Here is a 21,678-nt window from a genome sequence, read left to right on the forward strand (position 1 = left end):
CCCTTCCCGCTAGTGGTACGCGTGCATCACCGCGTGGCCTCGGCCTCGGCTGATGAGCCAGCGGTTGACGGGGACGGTGAGGACGAAGGCGATGGCCAGGGCCGCGGCCAGGCTGGCCCAGAAGAGGAACGAGGCCAGGCCGGCGTCCATCGCGCCGGGGACGGCGAGGATGATGCCGTTGTCGACGATCTCCATCGTGAGGATGCTCAGCGTGTCGGCGGCGAGGGCGACCTTCAGGGCCTGCTGGAACGTGAGACCCGCCTTGAGGACCGGGCGGATCGTCAGCGAGTAGCCGAAGAAGAAGGCCAGGGCGATCGACAGGACGACGGTCGCCAGGTTGTGCCAGCCGAGCGCCGTACCGATCACCATGCCGAGGATCTCGCCGATCGCGCAGCCGGTGAGGCAGTGCAGGGTGGCCGAGATCGCTTGCTGGGTGAGCGTCCGGCCGCCGTGGGCGTCCATCTCAGTTCTCCGTGGTGAAGCGCCGCAGCCGCAGGCTGTTGGTGACGACGAAGACCGAGCTGAACGCCATCGCCGCGCCGGCGAGCATCGGGTTCAGCAGGCCGGCCGCGGCCAGCGGGATCGCCGCGACGTTGTAGGCGAAGGCCCAGAACAGGTTGCCCTTGATCGTGCCCAGGGTCCGCCGGGCCAGCCGGATCGCGTCCGCCGCCGAGCGCAGGTCGCCGCGGACCAGCGTCAGGTCGCTCGCCTCGATCGCCACGTCGGTCCCGGTGCCCATGCTCAGTCCGAGGTCGGCCTGGGCCAGCGCCGCCGCGTCGTTCACGCCGTCGCCGACCATCGCGACGACCCGGCCCTCACCCTGCAGCCGCTTGACCGCGGCGACCTTGTCGGCCGGCAGCACCTCGGCGATCACCTCGTCGATCCCGACCTCGGCGGCGACCTTGCGGGCGACCGCCTCGTTGTCACCGGTCAGCAGCACCGGCTTCAGCCCCAGCGCCCGCAGCTGCTTGATCGCCTCCGCCGAGCTCGGCTTCACGGTGTCGGCGACCACCAGTACGGCGCGCGCCTTGCCGTCCCACCCGACCGCGACCGCCGTACTGCCCTCGGCCTCGGCGTGCTCCTTGGCGTGCGCGAGATCCGCCGGCAGGTACTGACTCCACTCCTCGAGCAGTCGCGTCCGACCCACCAGTACGGCGTGTCCGTCCACGATCCCTTGCACACCAAGGCCTTCGACGTTCCCGAAGTCCTCGACCGACGGCAACTTGCCCAGCTCGTCGAAGGCGCCCCGGGCAACGGCCTGCGCGATCGGGTGCTCGCTCGAGTGCTCGAGCGCCCCCGCCAGCCGCAGGACGTCGGCCCGCTGCTCGCCCTCGGCCAGGAGCACGTCGACCAGATCCATCCGCCCGGTCGTCACCGTCCCGGTCTTGTCCAGTACGACGGTGTCGATGCGCTGCGTCGACTCCAGCACCTCCGGACCCTTGATCAGGATCCCGAGCTGTGCGCCCCGGCCGGTCCCGACCATCAACGCGGTGGGCGTCGCCAGCCCGAGCGCACACGGGCACGCGATGATCAGGACGGCGACCGCCGCGGTGAACGCCACCTCGACCGCCGACCCGTTCCCGAGCCAGAACCCCAGCGTCAGCAGGGCCAGCCCGATCACGATCGGCACGAAGATCCCCGAGATCCGGTCGGCCAGCCGCTGCACGGCCGCCTTGCCGTTCTGCGCGTCCTCGACCAGCCGCGCCATCTGCGCCAGCTGCGTGTCCGAACCGACCCGAGTAGCCCGTACAACGAGCCGCCCGCCGGCGTTCACGGTCGCGCCGACGACCGCGTCGCCCTCGCCGACCTCGACCGGGACGGACTCGCCGGTCAGCATCGACGCGTCGACCGCGCTGCTCCCGGTGACGATCACCCCGTCGGTTGCGACCTTCTCACCCGGCCGGACGACGAACTCGTCGCCGACCACCAGCTGATCAGCCGGAATCCGGTGCTCGACGCCGTCCCGCAGTACGGCGACGTCCTTCGCGCCGAGCTCCATCAGCGCCTTCAGCGCAGCACCCGAGCGCCGCTTGGCGCGGCCCTCGAAGTACCGCCCGGCCAGGATGAACGTCGTCACACCGGCCGCGACCTCGAGGTAGATCTCCTCGGCGCCGCCACCCCGCGAGGGGATCAGCGTGAACGGCATCTTCATCCCGGGCTCGCCGGCTCCGCCGAGGAACAGCGCGTACAGCGACCACAGGAACGAGCTGAGCACCCCCAGCGAGATCAGCGTGTCCATCGTCGCGGCGCCGTGCTTCAGGTTCGTCCAGGCGGCCTTGTGGAACGGCCAGGCCGCCCACGTCACCACCGGCGCGGCCAGCGTCAGCGACGCCCACTGCCAGAAGTCGAACTGCAGCGCCGGAATCATGCCCAGGGCAATCACCGGTACGGCGAGCGCGATGCTGGCGTAGAGCCGTTCCCGCAGGGGCTTCAGCTCGTCGATCTCCTCCTCGGAGGCCTCTCCACCCGCGGGCGCGGGAAGCGCCGCGCTGTAGCCGGTGGCCTCGACGGTGGCGACCAGGTCGTCGGTGCTGATGCCGTCGGCGTACGTCACCTTGGCCTTCTCGGTGGAGTAGTTCACCGTCGCGGTGACGCCGTCCATCCGGTTCAGCTTCTTCTCGACCCGGGCGGCGCAGGAGGCGCACGTCATGCCACCGATGATGAGTTCGACGGACTGCCCGGTTTCCGGGGTTGTCATGAGATGCCTCCTCTCAGTGGCCGTGCGGAGTGGTGTCGTGGCCGGGGGTCGTGCTGCTGCTCGGCAGCGTCGTCGGCGGGACGATCGTGGTGCCGTCGGCGTCCACCGTCACGGTGAACTCCGCGGTGTGGACCGTGCCGGCGTGCTGGAAGTCGAGGAACAGCGAGTACGTGCCGGCGGTCGGGAAGGTGGTGCCGAAGGTGATCTGCGGCCCGCCCTTCGTGCCCGGCTCGGCGTGCTCCGCCGGGTGGTTGTGCAGGTACGCGAGATCGCCGCTGCGCAGTGAGACCAGGTGGCCGAAGGCCCCGAGGTACGGCTGCAGATCGGTGACCGGCTTGCCGCCCTTGCTGATCGCGAAGGTCAGCTCGGACTCCTTGCCCGCCTGGGGTTTCCCGGCCAGCGTCACGTCGTACCCGTGGATGCTGAAGACGCTCGCGGGCTTGCTCAGCGGGACCGGGATGTAGAGACCGGACACGTTCACGTCCGTGCCGAGGGTGAGGGTCTGGTCGTGCCCGGCCGGCTGGAAGTCGGCGTACAGGCGCCAGGTGCCGCCCGCGGTGAAGCTGAACGGGATCGACCAGTTGCCCGCGGCATCCATCGTCGGGTGCACGTGGTGGAAGCCGGACAGGTCCCGGCGTACGACGATCAGGTGCAGGTCCTTCTCGTGCGTCTTCGTGTACTTCGTGACCGGCTTGCCGTCCGGACCGGTGATCGTGAAGCGCAGCGGGGTCTTCTGCCCGGGCTGGAAGAACGTGGTCGCGGGGACCAGCGTGTAGCCGGCTTGGGACACCGCGAGCCCGGGCGGCTGAGCGCTCGCGTCGCCGTGTCCCTCACCGTGACCGCCCTGCTCGCCGGCCGGATCGGCCATGCCGTCCATCCCGCCCATGCCGTCACCGGCCGGGGCGGGCTCCAAGGTGTCGGCTGCCGCGATCGGGTCGACCGCGGAACCGATCGCGAAAGCACCGGCGAAGGCCAGCACGAGCACGCCGGCGAACGCGCCGAGCCGGAGCGCGACAGCCCGGCTCATGCCGTCGCGCCGGTCAGCTCGTAGCCCGCCTCGTCGACGGCCTCGCGGACGGCGCCCTCGTCCAGCGCGGACTCACTCGTCACCTGCACGGCGGAGGTGCCGCCCGCGTTCAGGTCGATGCTGACGTTCTGCACGCCCGGCAGCTTGCTGAGCTCCTCGGTCACCGCGGAGGTGCAGTGCCCGCAGGTCATCCCGGACACGGCGTACGTGGTGGTGGTCATATCGGTTCTCCTTCGGATTTTCTGGGTGTGTTTCAGCTACGAGGCTGGGTGTTTCAGCTACGAACAAGGCGGGCGATCGCGTCGGAGGCCTCGCGGACCTTCTCCTCCGCCTCCGCGCCGCCGCGCTGGGCGGCCTCGACCACGCAGTGCGAGAGGTGCTCGTCGAGCAGCTCCAGCGAGAACGACTGGAGCGCCTTCGTCGCCGCCGAGACCTGGGTCAGGATGTCGATGCAGTACTTGTCCTCCTCGACCATCCGCTGCAGGCCACGGACCTGGCCCTCGATCCGCCGCAGCCGCTTCAGGTGGCTCGACTTCTCGCTGGTGTAGCCGTGCACGTGCCCGGAATCAGGTGTCTCGGTCGGCTGGTCGGTCATCGTGGCCCTCTTTCCCTCACTGCTACCCCTGGGGGGTATGTCGATGCCTAGAAGTTACCCCCTTGGGGTATCAAGCGCAACCCCTGGAGAATACCCCGTGGGGGTAATTTGGTTCACCGGCCCCACCCGGTGAACCAACCAAACTGGCAGTCTGTGCGTCTCATCGCGTTAGGGATGCGGTCCACTGCGGGCTGTGAGCAACGGCCTGGGGACAACGAGAAGGGGTGGCATGACGGACCTGGCGATCAGTACGCGGGGCCTGCGGAAGACGTACCGGACCCGGCGGGGCAAGCGGGTGGTCGCGGTCCAGGGGCTCGATCTGGACGTGCCCGTCGGTGGCGTGCACGGGTTCCTCGGGCCGAACGGGTCGGGCAAGACCACCTCGATCCGGATGCTGCTCGGGCTGATCCGGGCCGACGCCGGCGCGATGGCGCTGTTCGGCCGCCCGGTCCCCGAGCACCTGCCCGAGGTGGTCTCCCGGGTCGGCGCGATCGTCGAGTCGCCGAAGTTCTTCCCGGCCTTCACCGGCCGCAAGAACCTGGAGCTGCTCGCCGACGCGATCGGCGCGCCGCGCGGCCGGGTCGGTGAGGTGCTCGACGAGACCTCGCTCGGCGAGCGCGGCAAGGACCGGTTCAAGACCTACTCGCTCGGCATGAAGCAGCGGCTCGCGATCGCGGCGACGCTGCTCAAGGAGCCGGACCTGCTGATCTTCGACGAGCCGACCAACGGGCTCGACCCGGCCGGCATCCGGGAGATCCGCGAGACGATGCGGGCGCTCGGTGAGCAGGGCCGCACCGTCCTGGTCAGCAGCCACATCCTGGCCGAGGTCGAGCAGGTCGCCGACACGGTCTCGATCATCGGCCACGGCCGGCTGCTCGCCTCGGGCCCGGTGGCCGAGGTGATCGGTGGCACCGGCAAGTCGACCGTGAAACTCGCGATCGGCAACCAGGAGGCGGCGACCGCCGTACTGACCCAAGGCGGGCTGACGGTTCGGGCCGAGGGCAACTATCTCTTCGTGGACGGCGCCGAGGACCCGGCCGACATCACCCGCCGGCTGGCCCAGCGCGAGCTGTACGTCGCGGAGCTGATCCCGGTCCGGGCGGACCTGGAGTCGGTGTTCCTGGAGCTGACGGCCGACGAGGGGCTGGCCGCCGACGAGACGACCACGGGAGGCAAGCTGTGATCCGGCTGACGGGAGTCGAGCTGCGGCGGCTGGTCGCGCGCCGCCTGGTGATGCTCGGCGTGGTCGCGGTGCTCGGCGTCACGGTGCTGATGCTGGCCGCCACCTGGTGGAACTCCCGCCCGCTGTCGGCCGCGGAGCAGCAGAACGTGAAGGTCCAGTTCGAGCAGGCGCACGCGGACTGGGTGAAGAACCACGACAAGTACGACAAGGAGTGCCGCGCCAGTTACGCCGATACGCCGGACCCGAAGCCCTCGATCGAGGAGATGTGCACCTACACCGAGCCCAGGCTCGAGGACTGGGGCAAGCCGCAGACGGTCTTCACCGACCTGATGCCGAGCCTGCTGCAGGGGTCGTCGTACCTGCTGGCGTTCGCCGCGTTCCTGATCGGCGCGAGCTTCATCGGTGCGGAGTTCAGCAGCGGCTCGATCGGCAACTGGCTGACCTTCGAGCCACGGCGGATGCGCGTCTACGGCAGCAAACTCGTCGCGGTCGCGGTCGGCATGGTGCCGGTCGCGGTGGTGACACTGGCCCTGCTGCTGGCCGGGACGTACCTGATCGTCTCCCAGATGGGCGTCACGACCGGCACCACCGGCAAGGTGTGGGGCAACCTGCTCGAGACGTCGGGCCGGACCGTGGTGCTCGCGGGCGTGGCCGGCGCACTCGGCGGCGTACTGGCACTGCTGCTGCGGCACACGGCGGCCGCGATCGGCGTGATCATGGGGTACGCGGTCCTGGTGGAAGGCATCTTCGGCAGCGTGCTCGCCTCCGCACAGCCCTGGCTGGCCCGGCTGAACTTCGACGCCTGGGTGCTGCACGGTACGACGTACTACGTCCAGAAGTGCAAGACGATGGGCGACGGCTCCTACACCTGCGAGTCGGTCGAGAAGACGCTCAGCTTCGAGCACGGCGCCTGGTACCTGGGCATCGGTGCGGTCGTGCTGATCGCGCTCGGCGCGCTGGTGTTCAACCGGCGCGATGTGACCTGATCGCCGTACGACGAACGCCGGCCCCGAGTGGAATCCACTCGGGGCCGGCGTCGTGCTGGTGCGAGACGGTCAGGCCGTCAGGCGCTCCTCGGTCGAGGCCGAGAACAGGTGCAGCTTGTCGGTCTGCGCCTCCAGGTGGATCAGCGAGCCCTTCTCGACGTTCATCCGGGCGCCGATCTTGGCCACGATCTGCTGGTGGTTGCCGTCGTGCTCGGCGGTGCCGTAGAGGAACGCGTCAGCGCCGAGCTCCTCGATCACGGCGACCTTCACCGGCAGGCCGTTGTCGGCGACCTTGAAGGCCTCCGGGCGGACGCCGATCGAGACCGTCTTGTCGTTGCCGGCCTTGGCCAGGATGTTGCGCTCGACCGGGACGGTGTAGTCGCCCAGCTTGACGCCGCCCTCGACCAGGTCGCCGGTCAGCAGGTTCATCGCGGGGGAGCCGATGAAGCCGGCCACGAACAGGTTCTTCGGGTTGTCGTACAGGTTCAGCGGGGTGTCGACCTGCTGGAGCAGACCGTCCTTCAGCACGGCGACCCGGTCGCCCATCGTCATGGCCTCGACCTGGTCGTGGGTCACGTAGACGGTCGTGACACCGAGACGCTGCTGGAGCTCGGCGATCTGCGTACGGGTCTGCACCCGCAGCTTGGCGTCGAGGTTCGACAGCGGCTCGTCCATCAGGAAGACCTGCGGGTTCCGCACGATGGCGCGACCCATGGCGACGCGCTGGCGCTGACCACCGGACAGGGCCTTCGGCTTGCGGTCCAGGTACTCCTCGAGGCCGAGCAGCTTGGCGGCCTCCATCACGCGCTTGGCACGGTCCTCCTTGGAGACACCCTGCATCTTCAGCGCGAAGCCCATGTTGTCGGCGACCGACATGTGCGGGTAGAGCGCGTAGTTCTGGAACACCATCGCGATGTCGCGCTCTTTCGGCGGACGGTGCGTGACGTCGCGGTCGCCGATGTAGATGGAGCCCTCGTTGACCTCTTCGAGGCCGGCGAGCATCCGCAGCGAGGTGGACTTACCACAACCGGACGGGCCGACGAGGACCATGAACTCGCCGTCCTCGATCTCGAGGTTGAGCTTGTCGACAGCGGGCTTGTCAGAACCGGGGTAGACCCGGGTCGCCGCCTTGAAAGACACAGTGGCCATGACTGTTCAATCCCTTCACCGGCAGGAACGTGCCGGACGATCCGTAGTAAAGGCCCCCGGGCGGGGGTGCGCCCATCCTCACCTGCCCGGCTGCTCCTGACAAGGTTTACGCCGGAAGAGGTGTGTGCTTTGTTCACCTTCTGGACAGGTCTGCGCAGTCCGAGTCTGCAAGATCTTGCAGGTTCTTGCTGCAAGGTGCAGCCCGGCTGGGTAGGGTGACCGGTCGTGAGCAGCAGAGCGAGGCTGGCGGACATCGCGGCCAAGGCGGGGGTCAGCGAGGCCACGGTGTCCCGGGTCCTGAACGGCAAACCCGGAGTGGCCGAGGAGACCAGGCAGTCGGTGCTGACCGCGCTGGACGTCCTGGGCTTCGAACGCCCGACCCGGCTGCGCCGCCGCTCGGCCGGCCTGATCGGCCTGGTGATGCCGGAACTGATCAACCCGATCTTCCCGGCCTTCGCCCAGGTGATCGAGTCGGCCCTGTCGCAGCGCGGCTTCACGCCGGTCCTGTGCACCCAGTCGCCGTCCGGCGCGAGTGAGGACGAGTACGTCGAGATGCTGCTCGAACGCGGCGTCTCCGGGATCATGTTCGTCTCCGGCCTGCACGCCGACACCGGCGCCGACCACGCCAGGTACCAGGCCCTGGTCGACCGCAACCTCCCCGTCGTCTTCGTCAACGGCTGGCTGCCCGGCGTGGGCGCGCCCTTCATCTCCTCCGACGAGTACGCCGCGACCGAACTGGCCGTCTCGCACCTGGTAGCCCTCGGCCACCGCCGGATCGGCTTCACCTCGGGCCCCGAACGCTTCATCGTCGTCCAGCGCAAACTCGCGGGCTTCCGGACCGCGCTCAAGGCCCAGGTCGGCTTGTCCGACGACGAGATCAACGACCTGGTCGAGCTCAGCGTCTTCGGCGTGGAAGGCGGCCAGGCCGCGGCCCAGCGCCTCCTCGACCACGGCGCCACCGCGGTCATCTGCGGCTCCGACATGATGGCCCTCGGCGTCATCCGCGCCGCCCGCCAACGAGGCCTCACGGTCCCCGGCGACCTGTCGGTCGTCGGCTACGACGACGCCCCGATGATGGAGTTCACCGATCCCCCCATGACCACGGTCCGCCAACCCGTCCAGGCCATGGCCCTGGCCGCCGTCCAGTCCCTCCTCGACGAGGTCCGGGGCCACGCGACACCACGGACGGAGTTCCTCTTCCGCCCCGAACTGGTAGTCCGCAACAGCACGGGCCCGGTCCGCGGATAAGAGGGTCGGGCGCGACGGCATCGGCATCGGCGTCCTGATCGCGGCGGGCGGCTGGACCGGCCGTCGCCGCACCGGGGCCGGCCTGCCCGGGATCGTGCTTGCGCTGGTGCGCCCCGACCTTTATTACTCGGGGCGGCTGCGGTAGGTGAGGAGGCCTTCTACTCCGCGGAGGAAGGTTTCGCGGATCGGCTTCGGGTCGGAGAGGCAGCCGGCGGTCATCGCGCCGTCGCGCAGCATCACGAAGTGCCGGGCGGCGGGCTCGGGGTCGGGTTTGCCGGTGGCGGTGAAGAGCTCGGTGACGGCGGTCAGGAACCACTGGCGGTGCTCGAGGACCGCTCGGTGCACCGGGTGCGCGGGGTCGGGGTACTCGGCGGCGGCGTTGAGGAACGCGCAGCCGCGGAAGCCGGGGCGCTGGATGTCGTCGGCGATCGACCCGGCGACCGCCCGGATGGCCTCGTCCGGGTCCGGGTGCTCGGTCCGCGCGGCTTTCGTCCGGGCCCGGATCGCGTCGTCGGCCTGGGTGAGGTAGGCGACGATCAGGTCGTCCTTGCCCGGGAAGTGCCGGTAGAGCGTGGCGCGCGTCACCTGGGCCTCGGCGATCACCCGGTCGATGCCGACCGCGTGCAGGCCGTCGGCGTAGAACAGCCCGGAGGCCGTGCTGAGCAGCCGCGTCCGTGCTTCCGACATTCGTCTCTCCTCTTCCGCGCTGGTCCTCCCGAGGTTAGCAGACAGAACGATCGGTCTTGACAAGACCGAGTGCTGTGCCGCACGCTCAGGTAGACCGATCGTTCTATCTACAGAGCTTCCTTCCGAGAGAGTGATTTCGATGTCCAGTTCGTCCGAAGCCGTCGCGGCCGACCGCACGGCGGCCGGCCACACCCCGACCCTGCGCACCCTGTACTTCGTCCGCTTCGGATTCGCGGTGGTCTGGGCCGTCCTCGTGATGGCGGTCGCCTCGACGATCAATCCGGGCGTGGCCGTCCTGCTGGTGCTCTACCCCCTGTTCGACGTCGCCGCCGCGGTGGTCGACGTTCGCTCCTCGGGCGCCGGCCGGACGCGGACGCCGCTCTACATCAACATGGCCCTGAGCCTGCTCACCGCGATCGGGCTGGGGATCGCCGCCACGTCCGGCATCCCGAGCGTGCTCCGGGTGTGGGGCGTCTGGGCCGTCACCGCCGGGATCGTCCAGCTGATCGTCGCGCTCCTGCGCTACCGGCTGGGCGGCCAGTGGCCGATGATCCTCAGCGGCGGCATCTCCGTCCTGGCCGGCAGCAGTTTCGTCCTGATGGCGGGCGGCGCGAACCCCTCGCTGACCACGGTCGCCGGCTACGCGATCCTGGGTGGCGTCTTCTTCCTGATCTCCGCGATCCGGCTGCACCGGCTCGCCGCGAAGGCGGTCTGACATGACCAGCACGGGCGTGGGTACCGAGTACGACGTGGTGATCATCGGCGCCGGGCCGGTCGGTGAGAACGTGGCCGACCGGGTGGTGCAGGGCGGCCTCACCGCGGCCGTCGTGGAACGCGAACTCGTCGGCGGGGAGTGCTCGTACTGGGCCTGTATGCCGACGAAGGCCCTGCTGCGCGACGCTGCCGCCGTACGGGCCGCGCGTGCGCTGCCGGCCGCGGGGCAGCTCGTCAACGGTGCGTTGGACCCGGCCGCGGTGCTGGCCCGGCGGGACCGTTTCACTTCCGGCTGGGACGACTCCGGCCAGGCCGACTGGCTGAGCCAGGCCGGGATCACCCTGGTTCGCGGGCACGGACGGATCACCGGGACGCGAGAGGTCACGGTCGCTCAGGCCGATGGCACGACGACGTTGCGAGCCCGCCGTGCGGTCGTGATCGCGACCGGCAGCAGCGCGCACTTGCCGCCCGTCCGCGGCCTGGCCGACGTGGTGCCGTGGACGAGCCGGGAAGCCGCCGCGGTCCGCGCCGTACCGAAGCGGTTGGCGATCATCGGCGGCGGGGTGGTCGGGTCCGAGATGGCGACGGCGTACGGCGCTCTCGGGGCGCAGGTGACCCTCGTTTCCCAGAGCCGGCTGCTGCCGGGGGTCGAGGCGTTCGCCGGTGAGCAGGTCGCCGACGCTCTGCGGGCGGCCGGGGTGAAGCTGCACCTGAACGTCGACGCCGTCGACGCCGTACGGGACGGATCCGGCGCAGTGCACCTGACGCTGTCCGACCGGACGGTCGTCGATGCGGACGAGGTGCTCGTCGCCACCGGCCGCAGGCCCAACACCGATGACGTCGGTCTGGACAGCCTCGGGCTCACCCCTGGGCGTTGGCTGCGCGTCGACGATTCGCTCGCGGTGACCGACGAGGCCGGCAGGCCTGTCGACGGCGGATGGCTGTACGCCGCCGGAGACGTGAACCAGCGCGCCGTACTGACGCATCACGGCAAGTACCAGGCGCGGGCGCTCGGCGACGCGATCGCCGCCCGGGCGCGCGGTCAGGAAGCCGACCTGAGCCCGTACGGGCGCCACGCGGTCACGGCCGACGAACGGGCCGTCACCCAGGTGATCTTCACCGACCCCGAGGTCGCGGCCGTCGGACTGACCGCGGACGACGCGGTGGCGGCCGGCCGGAAGATCCGGATCGTCGACCAGGACCTCGGCGCGATCGCCGGCGCCGTCCTGCACGCCGACGGCTACCGGGGACAGGCCCGGATGGTCGTCGACGACGAACGCAACGTCCTGATCGGCTTCACCGCGGTCGGGCCTGACGTCGCCGAGCTCCTGCACGCGGCGACCGTCGCGATCACGGGGGAGGTCCCGCTGGACCGCCTCTGGCACGCGGTTCCGGCGTACCCGACCATCAGTGAGGTCTGGCTGCGGCTCCTCGAGACCGACGGCCGGGACCGGTAGAAACCCAACCACGCAAGGGAGAACTCACCATGTCCGAATCCATCTACACGGCAGTTGCCACCTCGACCGGAGACGGCAGGGCAGGAGGACGGGCGGCCACCGACGACGGCCTGCTCGACCTCACCCTCGCTGTTCCGCGCGAGATGGGCGGCCCCGGCGGTGGCACGAACCCCGAACAGCTCTTCGCCGCCGGCTGGGCGTCCTGCTTCCACTCCGCGCTGAAGGCTGTCGCCGCCGCCCAGAAGATCACCGTGACCGACTCGGCGGTCGTCGCCGAGATCAGCCTGCACCCCACCGAGGAAGGCGGATTCAACCTCGCGGCCGCCCTGCACGTGGAGCTGGGCGGAGTCGACCAGGCCACCGCCGACACCCTCGTCGCGGCAGCGCACGAGGTCTGCCCCTACTCGAACGCGACCCGCAACAACATCCCGGTCACCGTCGACGCCACCACCGCGGCCTGAACGCGGTCGAGCACGGACGCGCCGTGGGGCGGGCGGCGCGTCCGTGCTCGGGGAGAGCAGCGCGCGGCAAGTGCTCGGCCGCAACGCTTTCCGGGGGAGTACTCCGGCTCGGAACCGTCCCCTGCCGGGCGGTTCCGAGCCGGAGGTTCAGGGGGTCAGCGCTTGGCGAAGCCGTTGGCCCACAGGGAGTTGACCCGGGAGCGCTCGTTGGCGTCCGGGTTCGGGTTGGTGCAGGACGGGCCGGGGCCACCGCCGGACATCAGTTCGCTGCAGGGGCCGGAGTAGTGGTCGGGCAGGCCGAGCACGTGGCCGGTCTCGTGGGCGGTGATGCGCAGCGGGTCGTACTGCTGGGCCTGGGCGTAGTCCAGGAAGATGTAGCCGCTGCCGTGGCCGTCGGTCGACGCGTACGAGCCGCGCGGGTCGTTGCCCTCGGTGTAGTAGAAGTCGTAGTTGCTGCCCTCGACGAGGGTGACGTTGCTGACCGAGGAGTTCCAGATCGACGTGCTGGACGAGATCAGGGACGCGAAGGTCGGGGCATCGACGGCGTACGTGACGGTGACGGCGGCGGCCTTGTTGCCGGCCTTGGCCTGCTTGGCCTTGGCGGACTTCATCACGGCCTCGTAGAACGCCTTGGTGGCGGCGGCGTCCTGCGGTGAACCGGTGTACGCGGCGATCGAGGACGGCGAGCTGGTGGCCGGCGCGGGCGCCGACTGTGCGGGGGCGGCGGCGAAGGCGGGGACTGCCAGGGCCGCGGCGGCCAGACCGGCCAGCGAACTCAGGATACGGCGATGCGACATGGGAGGGCCTCACTCCGGATCTGTGGCGGAAAGCGACCAGCGGATCACTGATCGCTACAGATCGGGATGTTGCCAAGCCGGGACGTAATCCACACCAGATCGGGAAGAAGTCGGGGGTTAACCCTCGTTCGCCGACACAGGTCGTATGACAGTCATAACCGCGCGCCTATGCCGGGTCCGGTGAGCGGACGCGGGGCAGGGCAACGACCGGATGCCGGGGTTCCGGGCCGCGGGCAACCGGCAGCTAGTCGGGGATCCCGACGTTGAGAATGCGGGCGCCGGGGCCGCGCTCGGCCAGCCGGTCGGACTTGTTGTAGAGGTTGCAGCGTTGCAGGCTGAGGCACCCGCAGCCGATGCAGCCGTCGAGGTCGTCGCGCAGGCGCTCCAGCTCGTCGATCCGCTCGTCGAGACGGCTGCGCCAGGATTTGGACAGCCGGCTCCAGTCCGCGCGGGTCGGCGTGCGGTCGTCAGGGAGCGAGTCCAGCGCCTGCTTGATCTCCGACAGTGCCAGCCCGACCCGCTGCGCGGCCTGTACGAACGCGATCCGCCGCAGCGTGCTGCGCTGGTACTGGCGCTGGTTGCCCGAGGTGCGTCGCGAGCTGATCAGACCCTGGTCCTCGTAGAACCGCAGCGCCGATGCGGCCACCCCCGAGCGGCCCGCGATCTCCCCGATCGAGAGCCAGTGGTCCTTGCTGGGAACGTTCTCCTGCGCCATGTCCTCACCCTAGGAGACCCACGCAAGACCTGAAGCTCCCTTGAGCCTCGTCCGCCCGTACGACGCCCGCGGCCGGGGTGGTTGCTGCCTGTGGTCAGGCTGGTCCCGGAGTCGGGGTATACTTCTTGGCGTCGGTGCGCGCGTCGCGTCACCAGAGCATTTCCCAGGCGCTCCGACCCGTCGGTTTCGGCAACCCGCTGAAAATGATCCGGCGACATGGGTGCAACGCGATAGCACCCGCAGGTCGATGCCTAATCTCCTGCCAGCACCGAATTCCGGCCACGATTCGTGGCCGGCGCTTGTGTGTGGGCGATCCGGCATCGGGCCGTGACGTTGAGAGAGAGATTGCGTGTCCCAGCACCACCAGGACCAGTTTGTCCCGAACGACGGCGCCGACGCCGGTGATCGGGTGAAGAAGCCGCGCCACAAGAAGTTCCAGACCCAGTCGTACGGCGAGCGGATGGCCGCGGGCGAGGTCGCCCAGAACACCGCGTCCCGCGAGGCCCGCGGTGAGGTCCGCGACGACACCCGGCTCGAGCGCCGGGGCGGCCCCAGCCAGTACTCCGACCGTGGTTCGCGGGACAGCGGCAACGACCGCAAGTACGGCGAGCGCGGCACCCGTGGCGGCGGCACCAGCTACCGCGACAACCGGAACGGCGGCACCGACAACCGCACCGGGAGCAGCAGCAACTACCGCGGCGGTTCGGACAACCGGACCGGCAACTACCGCGGCAACGACAACCGCACCGGCGGTAGCAGCAACTACCGCGGCAACGACCGTCGCGACGACCGTCCGGTGAAGGGCTACCGCGCGGAGCGTCCGGCGAACTCGGACCGCGGCGACCGCCCGCAGTACCAGCAGCGCACCGACCGGCCGCAGTTCGACCGGAACGACCGCAACGAGCGTCCGCAGTTCGACCGGAACGACCGCAACGACCGGCCGCAGTACGACCGGAACGACCGGGGCGACCGTCCGTCGTACCAGCGGAGCGAGCGTTCGGACGCCCCGCGTCGCGAGTTCGACCGTGGTGAGCGGCCGTCGTACCAGCGCAGCGAGCGCCCGCAGTACGACCGGACCGAGCGTCCGGCGTACCAGAAGGCAGAGCGCCCGGCCGAGCAGCCGGTCGATCTCGGCACGGTTGCGGAGGGCAATGAGTTCGCCGCCCTTGGTCTCGCGCCGCGGCTCGTTCAGCGGCTCGCTCGTGAGGGCATCGACAAGCCGTTCCCGATCCAGGCCGCGACCATCCCGGACGCGCTGTCCGGCAAGGACGTGCTCGGTCGCGGGCAGACCGGCTCCGGCAAGACCCTCGGCTTCGGGCTCCCGACGCTGATGCGGCTGGCCGGTGGTCACATCGAGTCGCGCCGTCCGCGCGGCATGATCCTGGTGCCGACCCGTGAGCTCGCGATGCAGGTGCACGACGCGCTCGAGCCGCTGGCCCACGTGATGGGTGTCTCGGTCAAGCTGATCGCCGGTGGCCTGCCCTACCCGAAGCAGATCGACGCGCTGCGTCGTGGTGTCGACCTGCTGATCGCCACTCCCGGCCGGCTGATCGACCTGTGCGAGCAGGGCGCCGCCGACCTCGGTGCGGTCGAGATCGCGGTCCTCGACGAGGCCGACCACATGTGCGACATGGGCTTCATGCCGGCGGTCACCACGCTGCTCGACATGACCCCGAAGGATGGCCAGCGCCTGCTGTTCTCGGCGACGCTGGACAACGACGTCGACACGATCGTGAAGACCTACCTGAAGGACCCGGTCACGCACTCGACCGAGTCCGGCCAGGCCACGGTCTCCACGATGGAGCACCACCTGCTCGTCATCGAGCCGGGGCACAAGCAGTCGCTGACGGCCGAGCTGGCCAGCCGCGACGGCCGCACCATCGTCTTCGTCCGGACCAAGCTGGGCGCCGACCGCGTCGCCACCCAGCTGCGCGACCGTGGCGTGATGGCCGCGGCGCTGCACGGCGGCCTGACCCAGGGCGCGCGCAACCGCACCCTGGAGCAGTTCAAGGACGGTTCCGTACCGGTGCTGGTGGCAACGGACGTCGCCGCTCGCGGCATTCACGTCGACGACGTCGGCCTGGTCGTCCAGGCCGACCCGCCGGCCGAGCACAAGGACTACCTGCACCGCGCGGGCCGTACGGCGCGTGCCGGTGGCAAGGGCGCCGTCGTCACCCTGCTCCTGCCGCACCAGCGCCGGGGCATGATCCGGATGGCCGAGTCGGCCGGTGTCGCCACCGAGCCGGTGCGCGCGCGTCCGGGCGACGAGCTGGTGACCGGGCTGACCGGCGGCACCCGTCCGTCGGGCTACCCGGTCAAGCTGCCCGAGCCGAAGTTGAAGCGTTTCGGCAACAAGGGCGGTGGCGGCAAGCGGTACGGCAGCAACCGTCCGAGCGGCCGCAGCTTCGAGGGCCGTGGCGGCGACCGTGGTCGCCGTCCGGAGCGCAGCGGCGGCAAGTCCTTCCAGCGCTGAGCTGACGTAGAGGCCCGGTTTTCCCTGTGCACGCAGGGGAAACCGGGCCTTTTACTTGTCCAACAACGCCCACAGCCGAGCGATCACGGTCGCGATCTCGGCCTCGTCGAGCGGCAGCAGCTCGAGCATCAGCTCACCCGCGTCCTGCCGATCGGTCATCACGTAGATCGGCGGCAGACCGGCCTCCAGCTCGCGGGCCAGTCCGGGCGCGTCGTCGACCTTGAGCAGCGCGCGGGACAGCGGCAGCGACGTCGGGTCGGGCACGACCTCGGCGACCACGCCCGGAATCTCACCGGCCGTGGCGACGAAAGCGGTCACTTTCGTCTCCTGATCGGCCGCCCACTTGGCCCGGTCCATCGCCTGCCACTCCTCCAGAGCCGCCAGTACGCCGACCACGGCCTCCTTCGAGGGCTTCATCCCGCGGCCGATCCCGTTGCCCTGAGCCCGTACGGCCTGAACCAGCCGGCGCGACCCGGCAACCAGTCCCGCGGTCGGCGAGCCGAGGTACTTCTGGCCGCTGATCAGCACCAGGTCCGCCCCGGTGGCCAGCAGGTCCGCCGTCCGGGGGAACTGCCCGGCGCCGTCGATGATGGCCGGTACGCCGCGACGATGCGCGGCGCGGACCGCCGCGGTCAGGTCGAGCGGCTCGCCGGAGGTCAGCCGGGACGAGACGAGCATCAGGCAGGTGACGTCCGGACCGTCGAGCTCCTCGTCCAGATCCTCAAGCCTACAACGCTTTTCGTCCCCCGCGAGCGTCACCTGCGCGCCGGCCAGCCGGATCGCCTGCAGGTTGGACTGGCCGTAGTCGACCACGTGGACGGCCGGCAGGACGACGCGGTTGTGCATGTCCCGGGCGTCCGGCAGCGCGGCGATCCGGCGCGGGTCGGTGCCGGCCATGCAGGCGGCGACGGCCAGCGTGATCGCTGCCGAGGTGCAGTGCACCACGGTCCCGGCCTGGGCTCCGGTCGCGTGCGCGATCGCGTCGCTGGCCCGGTCGCCGAGCTCGTCCATCACGAAGAACTCGGGCAGCGCCTCCGCGACCGCACTGGCGACCGCGGCCGAGCTCCTGGACACCCCCAGCGGCGTGAACGTCCCGCGCGCGTTGACCACCACACTCAGCCGGTGCCGCTCATGGATGCTCATGATTTGATCACATTAGTGGTCACGCACGGTCAAAGGCGAGACCCAACCGGTACTCGGTGGTGCCGGTGGTGTGAAGTAGTTGAGACGAAAGCGAAAAGGTGGGTCTTCGCTTGACGGTGCGGCGCTGGACCGTGCGGAGGGCCTCGGGCGGTGCGTCAGAGGGTGCTGTCGCCGACCGGTGCGCGGCGCGACCGTTGGTTGTTGCTAAGAGCAACGAGAGTCAGGAAGCCAGCTGGAGCAGGTGATCCACGAACGTCTCCAGCACCAGTACGGCGGCGTCGGTGTCGCGGTCGACGAGCCAGCCGAGCGTGACGCCGTCGGTGATCGCCAGCGTCATCCGGGCCAGCTGCCCGGCCGGCACCGACCAGGACACGCCGCAGGCGGCCGAGATCTCGCCGAGAATCTGCTCGATCCCGGCGAGTTGCGACTCGCGCTGCTCGCGGGCGAGCGGCTCGGTGTCGGCGTTGCGCAGCGCCCAGCTGGTCAGCTCGTAGGTCAGGAGCTGGGCCTCGGGAGTCTCCTCGACCAGCTTCCAGAACCCGACGAACGCGTTCCGGACGCTCGAGGCCAGATCGGCGCCGGGAACGATCGCGGTCCGCGCGGCCTGGACCTGGGCGTCGGCGATCACGCGGATCACCTCGTGCAGCAGCTCCTCCTTGGAACGGAAGCAGTAGTGCACGACGCCGACCGAGATCCCGAGCTCCTGGGCGATCCGCCGGGTGGTGGTCGCGGCGAGGCCTTCCCGGGTGGCGACCTGGATCGCCGCCTGGACCAGCGCGGTCCGGCGAACCTCGGCGGGAATACGCGGCATCGGAGTCCTCTCGGCCAGGAGCTCTCACAGTAGACGGATCAGGTCAAGCGTCCAAGACTCTTGACCTGATGCTACTGGTGAGTCATCGTCAGTTTTCAGACATTTCCCCTGCCGTCATCGCTCGCCCCGAGTCTTTGAGGGAGGACCCGTGCCGTCCCGCCCAGCACGTCACTCAGCACGTCGCGCAGCCGCGATCCGCAGCTTCATTCACTCACTCACCCACCGGCCTCCCGCCACGGCCTCGCCCCTCCCCACCCCCGCCCGCCGCCTCGCCCTGCGGGCGAGGCGGCGGGCGGGGATAGGTGGGCTGGCAGCAGGCGCCCTCGCCGTGGCCGGCTTCGCCGGCCCGGCGGAAGCCGGCGCGCGCGGACCGGCTCAGCCGCTCGCCCCCGCCGCGGCAGCGCAGCCGCTCGTGCCGGCAGTCTCCGCCCGCACCGACTACTGCGTCGGGCAGTGTTCCGACATTGTGCCGCCGGGGCAGAACGGGAACGCGACCTTCACGGATCTCCTGCTGTTCAAGGGGTTCGGGGTCCGTCCGCCGCACTTCAGCGACACCGTGAAGCCGTACGAGAAGCTGGTGTGGAACTCCCAGGGGATCACCGACGACGGGCTCTCGCCGTACTTCGACGACGCCTCGTTCGGCGTCAAGGCCGGTGACGTCGCCGGCACCTTCAAGCCGCGCGCCGACGTGACGATCGTGCGCGACAAGTCCCGCGGGATCCCGCACATCACCGGCACCACGCGTTCCGGCACGATGTTCGGCGCCGGGTACGCCGGGGCGCAGGACCGGCTGTTTGTGATGGACGTCTTCCGTAACCTCGGCCGCGGTCAGCTCACGCCGTTCGCCGGCGGTGCCGCAGGGAACCGTCAGTTCGAGCAGGAGTTCTGGAGCACCGCGCCGTACACCGAGGCCGACCTGCAGAAGCAGTACGACGACGCCGACGAGCGCTACGGCGCCGACGGCGTGAAGATGCAGCAGGACATCCAGGCCTGGGTCGACGGCGTGAACAACTACATCGACACGATCGGCATCGCCTACCCCGGCGAGTACGTCGCCCTCGGTCTCACCTGGCCGACGCCGCGCTGGAAGGTCACCGACGTCGTCGCTACCGCCGCGGTCGTGGCCGGCATCTTCGGCACCGGAGGCGGCGGCGAGATGGCCTCCGCCCTCGCCCTGCTCGAAGCACAGGCCAAGTACGGCGTTGCCGAGGGCACCAAGGTCTGGGAGTCGTTCCGCTCCCAGAACGACCCCGAGGCGAACACCACGGTCCACAACGGCGCCTCCTTCCCGTACGGCACCACCGGCCCCAACCCGGCCGGCCGCGCGATGCCCGACCGCGGCTCGGTCACCCCGGAGCCGCTGGTGGTCGACCAAACCGGTTCGGCGGCCAAACCCAAGGCGCAGCCGAAGAGCAGCGACGGCATCAAGCCACCGAACAAGGCGCAAGGCAAGGACTCGCTCAAGGGCATCTTCGACAGCGGCGCCTTTCCAGAAGGATTCAGTCCGGAAGGCTTCGGCCCGAAGGGCATGTCCAACGCCCTGATGGTCTCCGGCGCCCACACCGAGACCGGCAACCCGATCGCGGTCTACGGCCCGCAGACGTCGTACTTCGCCCCGCAGCTCCTGCTCCGCCAAGAGCTCCAGGGCCCAGGCGTCAGCTCGCGCGGCGTCGCCTTCGCCGGGCTCAACTTCTACACGCTGATCGGCCGCGGCGCCGACTACTCGTGGAGCGCCACGAGCGCCGGCCAGGACATCACCGACACATACGCCGTACCGCTCTGCGAGCCCGACGGCAGTACGCCGACCAAGGCCTCGACCCACTACCTCTTCCGCACCACCTGTACGCCGATCGAGAAGCTCGAGCGCCACAACGCGTGGTACTCCAGCCTCGGCTCGTCCGAACCGGCCGGCTCGTACACGCTCGTCGCGCAACGGACCAAGTACGGCATCGTCAGCCATCGCGGCACGGTCGCGGGCAAGCCGGTGCTGTTCACCAAGAACCGCTCGACGTACGGCAACGAGGCCGGCTCCGCACTCGGCTTCATGCTGTTCAACGACCCCGACCGGATCCACGACGCGCAGGACTTCCAGGCCGCCGCGACGAACATCGGCTACACCTTCAACTGGTTCTACACCGACAAGACCGACATCGCGTACTACAACTCCGGCGACAACCCGGTCCGCGCGAACGGCGCGGACCCGAACCTGCCGACCTGGAGCAGCTACGAGTGGCAGGGCTGGAACCCGGACACCAACCGCGCGACGTACACGCCGCCGAACGAGCACCCGCAGGTGGTCAACCAGGACTACCTGACCAGCTGGAACAACAAGCAGGCGCCCGGATTCTCGGCGGCCGACGGGAACTTCGGCTACAATTCCGTCTACCGCAGCCAGCCACTCGACGACCGGATCGAGGCGGTCATCGGCGGCGGCCAGAAGTTCACCCGCGGCAAGCTGGTCGAGGCGATGGAGGACGCCGCCACCGTCGACCTGCGCGCCGACCAGGTCCTGCCGTACCTGCTCCGCGTCCTGAAGAGCGCGCCGGTCACCGACCCGGCCGTCGCCGACGCGATCGCCAAGCTGACCGCCTGGCAGACCGCCGGGAGTCATCGCAAGACGCCGAACGAAGCGTCCAAGACCTACGACCACGCGGACGCGATCCGCGTCCTCGACGCCTGGTGGCCGCTGCTCGTCCCGGCGCAGTTCCGGACCAAGCTCGGCCCTGAGCTGTACGACGCGCTGGTGCACACCCAGAAGATCGACGAGCGGCCGAGCGCGCAGGGATCGGCGTTCCAGAACGGCTGGTGGGGATTCGTCCAGCGGGACCTGCGCAAGGTGCTCGGCGACCCGGTCTCGACCCCGCAGCCGGTCACGTACTGCGGCGGCGGCTCGCTGAGCGAGTGCCGGACGGTCCTGGCCGACGCGCTCAAGGCCGCGACCCAGGTGCCGACGGCAACGACGTACCCGGCGACCGCGGACTGTGCGGCCGGCGACCAGTTCTGCGCCGACCAGATCGTGCACCAGCCGATGGGCGGCATCACGCAGGACCGGATGGCGTGGGTCAACCGGCCGACGTACCAGCAGGTGGTCGAGTTTCCGGCCCGGCGCGGGGACGACGTGAGCAACCAGGCGCTCGGCAAGGTCGCGACCGCGAGCAGCCACGAGACCGGGCTGTTCAACTCGCCGCCGTCGAAGGCCGTGGACGGCAACCTCGGGACGCGGTGGGCGAGCAACTGGTCGGATCCGCAGTGGCTCAAGATCGACCTCGGCAGCGAGCAGCCCGTACGCCGGGTGGTGCTGCGCTGGGAGTCGGCGTACGCGAAGGCCTACAGGGTCGAGGTGTCGCGTGACAACGTGAACTGGACCCAGGTCTTTGCCACCAGCAACGGTGACGGCGGGGTCGACGTGGTCCGGTTCCCGGTGACCCAGGCGCGGTACGTGCGGGTGACCGGGACGCAGCGGGCGACGTCGTACGGGTACTCGTTGTACGAGGCCCAGGTCTACCGGCAATGAGTCGGCCGTGCCTGGGAGGA

Annotated in this window: 19 protein-coding genes; 8 read left to right on the plus strand and 11 right to left on the minus strand. The window is 69.9% G+C overall.

From position 1 onward, the window contains the following. Nucleotides 1–9: 9 nt before the first annotated feature. The 5 genes from HDA39_RS35640 to HDA39_RS35660 are packed head-to-tail and all read right to left on the minus strand — an operon-like array spanning nucleotide 10 to nucleotide 4,320. Nucleotides 10–462 (minus strand): DUF4396 domain-containing protein, encoded by a 453-nt coding sequence (locus tag HDA39_RS35640; protein WP_184802808.1) that lies wholly within the window; start codon nucleotides 460–462, stop codon nucleotides 10–12. A gap of 1 nt (nucleotide 463) precedes the next feature. Beyond that, nucleotides 464–2,698, minus strand: coding sequence for a heavy metal translocating P-type ATPase (locus tag HDA39_RS35645; RefSeq protein WP_184802810.1), 2,235 nt, complete (start codon nucleotides 2,696–2,698; stop codon nucleotides 464–466). 13 nt (nucleotides 2,699–2,711) lie between these two features. Further along, a complete protein-coding gene (locus HDA39_RS35650) occupies nucleotides 2,712–3,725 on the minus strand; it encodes a hypothetical protein (protein ID WP_184802812.1) in 1,014 nt (337 codons plus the stop codon). Continuing rightward, entirely contained in the window at nucleotides 3,722–3,946 is a 225-nt protein-coding gene (locus tag HDA39_RS35655) for a heavy-metal-associated domain-containing protein (protein WP_184802813.1), read from the minus strand. Before HDA39_RS35655 ends, HDA39_RS35650 begins: the two co-directional genes overlap by 4 nt. Nucleotides 3,947–3,999: 53 nt before the next feature. Further along, complete coding sequence (locus HDA39_RS35660) at nucleotides 4,000–4,320, minus strand: metal-sensitive transcriptional regulator (RefSeq protein WP_238356227.1); 321 nt, start codon at nucleotides 4,318–4,320, stop codon at nucleotides 4,000–4,002. A gap of 229 nt (nucleotides 4,321–4,549) precedes the next feature. Here HDA39_RS35660 and HDA39_RS35665 point away from each other — a divergent pair, with 229 nt between their 5' ends. Together HDA39_RS35665 and HDA39_RS35670 are read left to right on the plus strand one after the other, a co-directional pair. Further along, nucleotides 4,550–5,503, plus strand: a complete 954-nt coding sequence (locus HDA39_RS35665) for an ABC transporter ATP-binding protein (protein WP_184802815.1) — start codon at nucleotides 4,550–4,552, stop codon at nucleotides 5,501–5,503. Continuing rightward, nucleotides 5,500–6,489, plus strand: a complete 990-nt coding sequence (locus tag HDA39_RS35670) for an ABC transporter permease subunit (protein WP_184802817.1) — start codon at nucleotides 5,500–5,502, stop codon at nucleotides 6,487–6,489. The genes HDA39_RS35665 and HDA39_RS35670 overlap by 4 nt, the downstream gene beginning before the upstream one ends. Before the next feature lie 69 nt (nucleotides 6,490–6,558). Here HDA39_RS35670 and HDA39_RS35675 read toward each other — a convergent pair whose 3' ends face one another. Next, nucleotides 6,559–7,638 carry an ABC transporter ATP-binding protein gene (locus HDA39_RS35675; protein ID WP_184802819.1) on the minus strand — a complete coding sequence of 360 codons (1,080 nt, stop codon included), beginning with the start codon at nucleotides 7,636–7,638 and terminating at the stop codon, nucleotides 6,559–6,561. 225 nt (nucleotides 7,639–7,863) lie between these two features. On the opposite strand from HDA39_RS35675, the gene HDA39_RS35680 reads away from it, so the two are divergent. After that, on the plus strand, nucleotides 7,864–8,886 hold the full coding sequence (locus HDA39_RS35680) for a substrate-binding domain-containing protein (RefSeq protein WP_184802821.1): 1,023 nt from the start codon (nucleotides 7,864–7,866) through the stop codon (nucleotides 8,884–8,886). 123 nt (nucleotides 8,887–9,009) lie between these two features. On the opposite strand, the gene HDA39_RS35685 is transcribed toward HDA39_RS35680, so the two are convergent. Next, nucleotides 9,010–9,573, minus strand: a complete 564-nt coding sequence (locus HDA39_RS35685; RefSeq protein ID WP_184802823.1) for a TetR/AcrR family transcriptional regulator — start codon at nucleotides 9,571–9,573, stop codon at nucleotides 9,010–9,012. Between the two features lie 139 nt (nucleotides 9,574–9,712). Between HDA39_RS35685 and HDA39_RS35690 the strand changes: the two genes are divergently transcribed. The 3 genes from HDA39_RS35690 to HDA39_RS35700 are packed head-to-tail and all read left to right on the plus strand — an operon-like array spanning nucleotide 9,713 to nucleotide 12,205. Continuing rightward, nucleotides 9,713–10,288, plus strand: a complete 576-nt coding sequence (locus HDA39_RS35690) for a hypothetical protein (protein ID WP_184802825.1) — start codon at nucleotides 9,713–9,715, stop codon at nucleotides 10,286–10,288. Nucleotide 10,289: 1 nt separating this feature from the next. Beyond that, nucleotides 10,290–11,744 (plus strand): dihydrolipoyl dehydrogenase family protein, encoded by a 1,455-nt coding sequence (locus tag HDA39_RS35695; RefSeq protein ID WP_184802827.1) that lies wholly within the window; start codon nucleotides 10,290–10,292, stop codon nucleotides 11,742–11,744. A 29-nt stretch (nucleotides 11,745–11,773) separates the two neighbouring features. Further along, nucleotides 11,774–12,205, plus strand: coding sequence for an organic hydroperoxide resistance protein (locus tag HDA39_RS35700; RefSeq protein ID WP_184802829.1), 432 nt, complete (start codon nucleotides 11,774–11,776; stop codon nucleotides 12,203–12,205). 155 nt (nucleotides 12,206–12,360) lie between these two features. On the opposite strand, the gene snpA is transcribed toward HDA39_RS35700, so the two are convergent. Continuing rightward, nucleotides 12,361–13,002: a snapalysin gene (gene snpA, locus HDA39_RS35705; protein WP_184802830.1), complete on the minus strand. Its 642-nt coding sequence runs from the start codon at nucleotides 13,000–13,002 to the stop codon at nucleotides 12,361–12,363. A gap of 244 nt (nucleotides 13,003–13,246) precedes the next feature. Then, nucleotides 13,247–13,717, minus strand: coding sequence for a redox-sensitive transcriptional activator SoxR (soxR, locus tag HDA39_RS35710; protein WP_184802832.1), 471 nt, complete (start codon nucleotides 13,715–13,717; stop codon nucleotides 13,247–13,249). 349 nt (nucleotides 13,718–14,066) lie between these two features. Between soxR and HDA39_RS35715 the strand changes: the two genes are divergently transcribed. After that, the gene (locus HDA39_RS35715; protein WP_184802835.1) at nucleotides 14,067–16,190 is read left to right on the plus strand and encodes a DEAD/DEAH box helicase; all 2,124 of its coding nucleotides are present in this window, start codon (nucleotides 14,067–14,069) and stop codon (nucleotides 16,188–16,190) included. 51 nt (nucleotides 16,191–16,241) lie between these two features. Here HDA39_RS35715 and HDA39_RS35720 read toward each other — a convergent pair whose 3' ends face one another. Both HDA39_RS35720 and HDA39_RS35725 read right to left on the minus strand, forming a co-directional pair. Next, the gene (locus tag HDA39_RS35720) at nucleotides 16,242–17,333 is read right to left on the minus strand and encodes an aminotransferase class V-fold PLP-dependent enzyme (RefSeq protein ID WP_184802837.1); all 1,092 of its coding nucleotides are present in this window, start codon (nucleotides 17,331–17,333) and stop codon (nucleotides 16,242–16,244) included. A 220-nt stretch (nucleotides 17,334–17,553) separates the two neighbouring features. Next, nucleotides 17,554–18,144, minus strand: a complete 591-nt coding sequence (locus HDA39_RS35725) for a TetR/AcrR family transcriptional regulator (RefSeq protein ID WP_184802839.1) — start codon at nucleotides 18,142–18,144, stop codon at nucleotides 17,554–17,556. A 328-nt stretch (nucleotides 18,145–18,472) separates the two neighbouring features. Between HDA39_RS35725 and HDA39_RS35730 the strand changes: the two genes are divergently transcribed. Further along, on the plus strand, nucleotides 18,473–21,658 hold the full coding sequence (locus tag HDA39_RS35730) for a penicillin acylase family protein (protein ID WP_337926041.1): 3,186 nt from the start codon (nucleotides 18,473–18,475) through the stop codon (nucleotides 21,656–21,658). Nucleotides 21,659–21,678 lie beyond the last annotated feature (20 nt).

Origin of the sequence: Kribbella italica, assembly GCF_014205135.1 — a bacterium.
Taxonomy (GTDB): domain Bacteria; phylum Actinomycetota; class Actinomycetes; order Propionibacteriales; family Kribbellaceae; genus Kribbella; species Kribbella italica.

Excerpts from the sequence above, each read along its gene's own strand:
- HDA39_RS35640 (WP_184802808.1), bottom strand. The coding sequence starts at position 462 with ATGGACGCCCACGGCGGCCGGACGCTCACCCAGCAAGCGATCTCGGCC.
- HDA39_RS35645 (WP_184802810.1), bottom strand. The coding sequence starts at position 2,698 with ATGACAACCCCGGAAACCGGGCAGTCCGTCGAACTCATCATCGGTGGC.
- HDA39_RS35650 (WP_184802812.1), bottom strand. The coding sequence starts at position 3,725 with ATGAGCCGGGCTGTCGCGCTCCGGCTCGGCGCGTTCGCCGGCGTGCTC.
- HDA39_RS35655 (WP_184802813.1), bottom strand. The coding sequence starts at position 3,946 with ATGACCACCACCACGTACGCCGTGTCCGGGATGACCTGCGGGCACTGC.
- HDA39_RS35660 (WP_238356227.1), bottom strand. The coding sequence starts at position 4,320 with ATGACCGACCAGCCGACCGAGACACCTGATTCCGGGCACGTGCACGGC.
- HDA39_RS35665 (WP_184802815.1), top strand. The coding sequence starts at position 4,550 with ATGACGGACCTGGCGATCAGTACGCGGGGCCTGCGGAAGACGTACCGG.
- HDA39_RS35675 (WP_184802819.1), bottom strand. The coding sequence starts at position 7,638 with ATGGCCACTGTGTCTTTCAAGGCGGCGACCCGGGTCTACCCCGGTTCT.
- HDA39_RS35685 (WP_184802823.1), bottom strand. The coding sequence starts at position 9,573 with ATGTCGGAAGCACGGACGCGGCTGCTCAGCACGGCCTCCGGGCTGTTC.
- HDA39_RS35690 (WP_184802825.1), top strand. The coding sequence starts at position 9,713 with ATGTCCAGTTCGTCCGAAGCCGTCGCGGCCGACCGCACGGCGGCCGGC.
- HDA39_RS35695 (WP_184802827.1), top strand. The coding sequence starts at position 10,290 with ATGACCAGCACGGGCGTGGGTACCGAGTACGACGTGGTGATCATCGGC.
- HDA39_RS35700 (WP_184802829.1), top strand. The coding sequence starts at position 11,774 with ATGTCCGAATCCATCTACACGGCAGTTGCCACCTCGACCGGAGACGGC.
- snpA (WP_184802830.1), bottom strand. The coding sequence starts at position 13,002 with ATGTCGCATCGCCGTATCCTGAGTTCGCTGGCCGGTCTGGCCGCCGCG.
- soxR (WP_184802832.1), bottom strand. The coding sequence starts at position 13,717 with ATGGCGCAGGAGAACGTTCCCAGCAAGGACCACTGGCTCTCGATCGGG.
- HDA39_RS35720 (WP_184802837.1), bottom strand. The coding sequence starts at position 17,333 with ATGAGCATCCATGAGCGGCACCGGCTGAGTGTGGTGGTCAACGCGCGC.
- HDA39_RS35725 (WP_184802839.1), bottom strand. The coding sequence starts at position 18,144 with ATGCCGCGTATTCCCGCCGAGGTTCGCCGGACCGCGCTGGTCCAGGCG.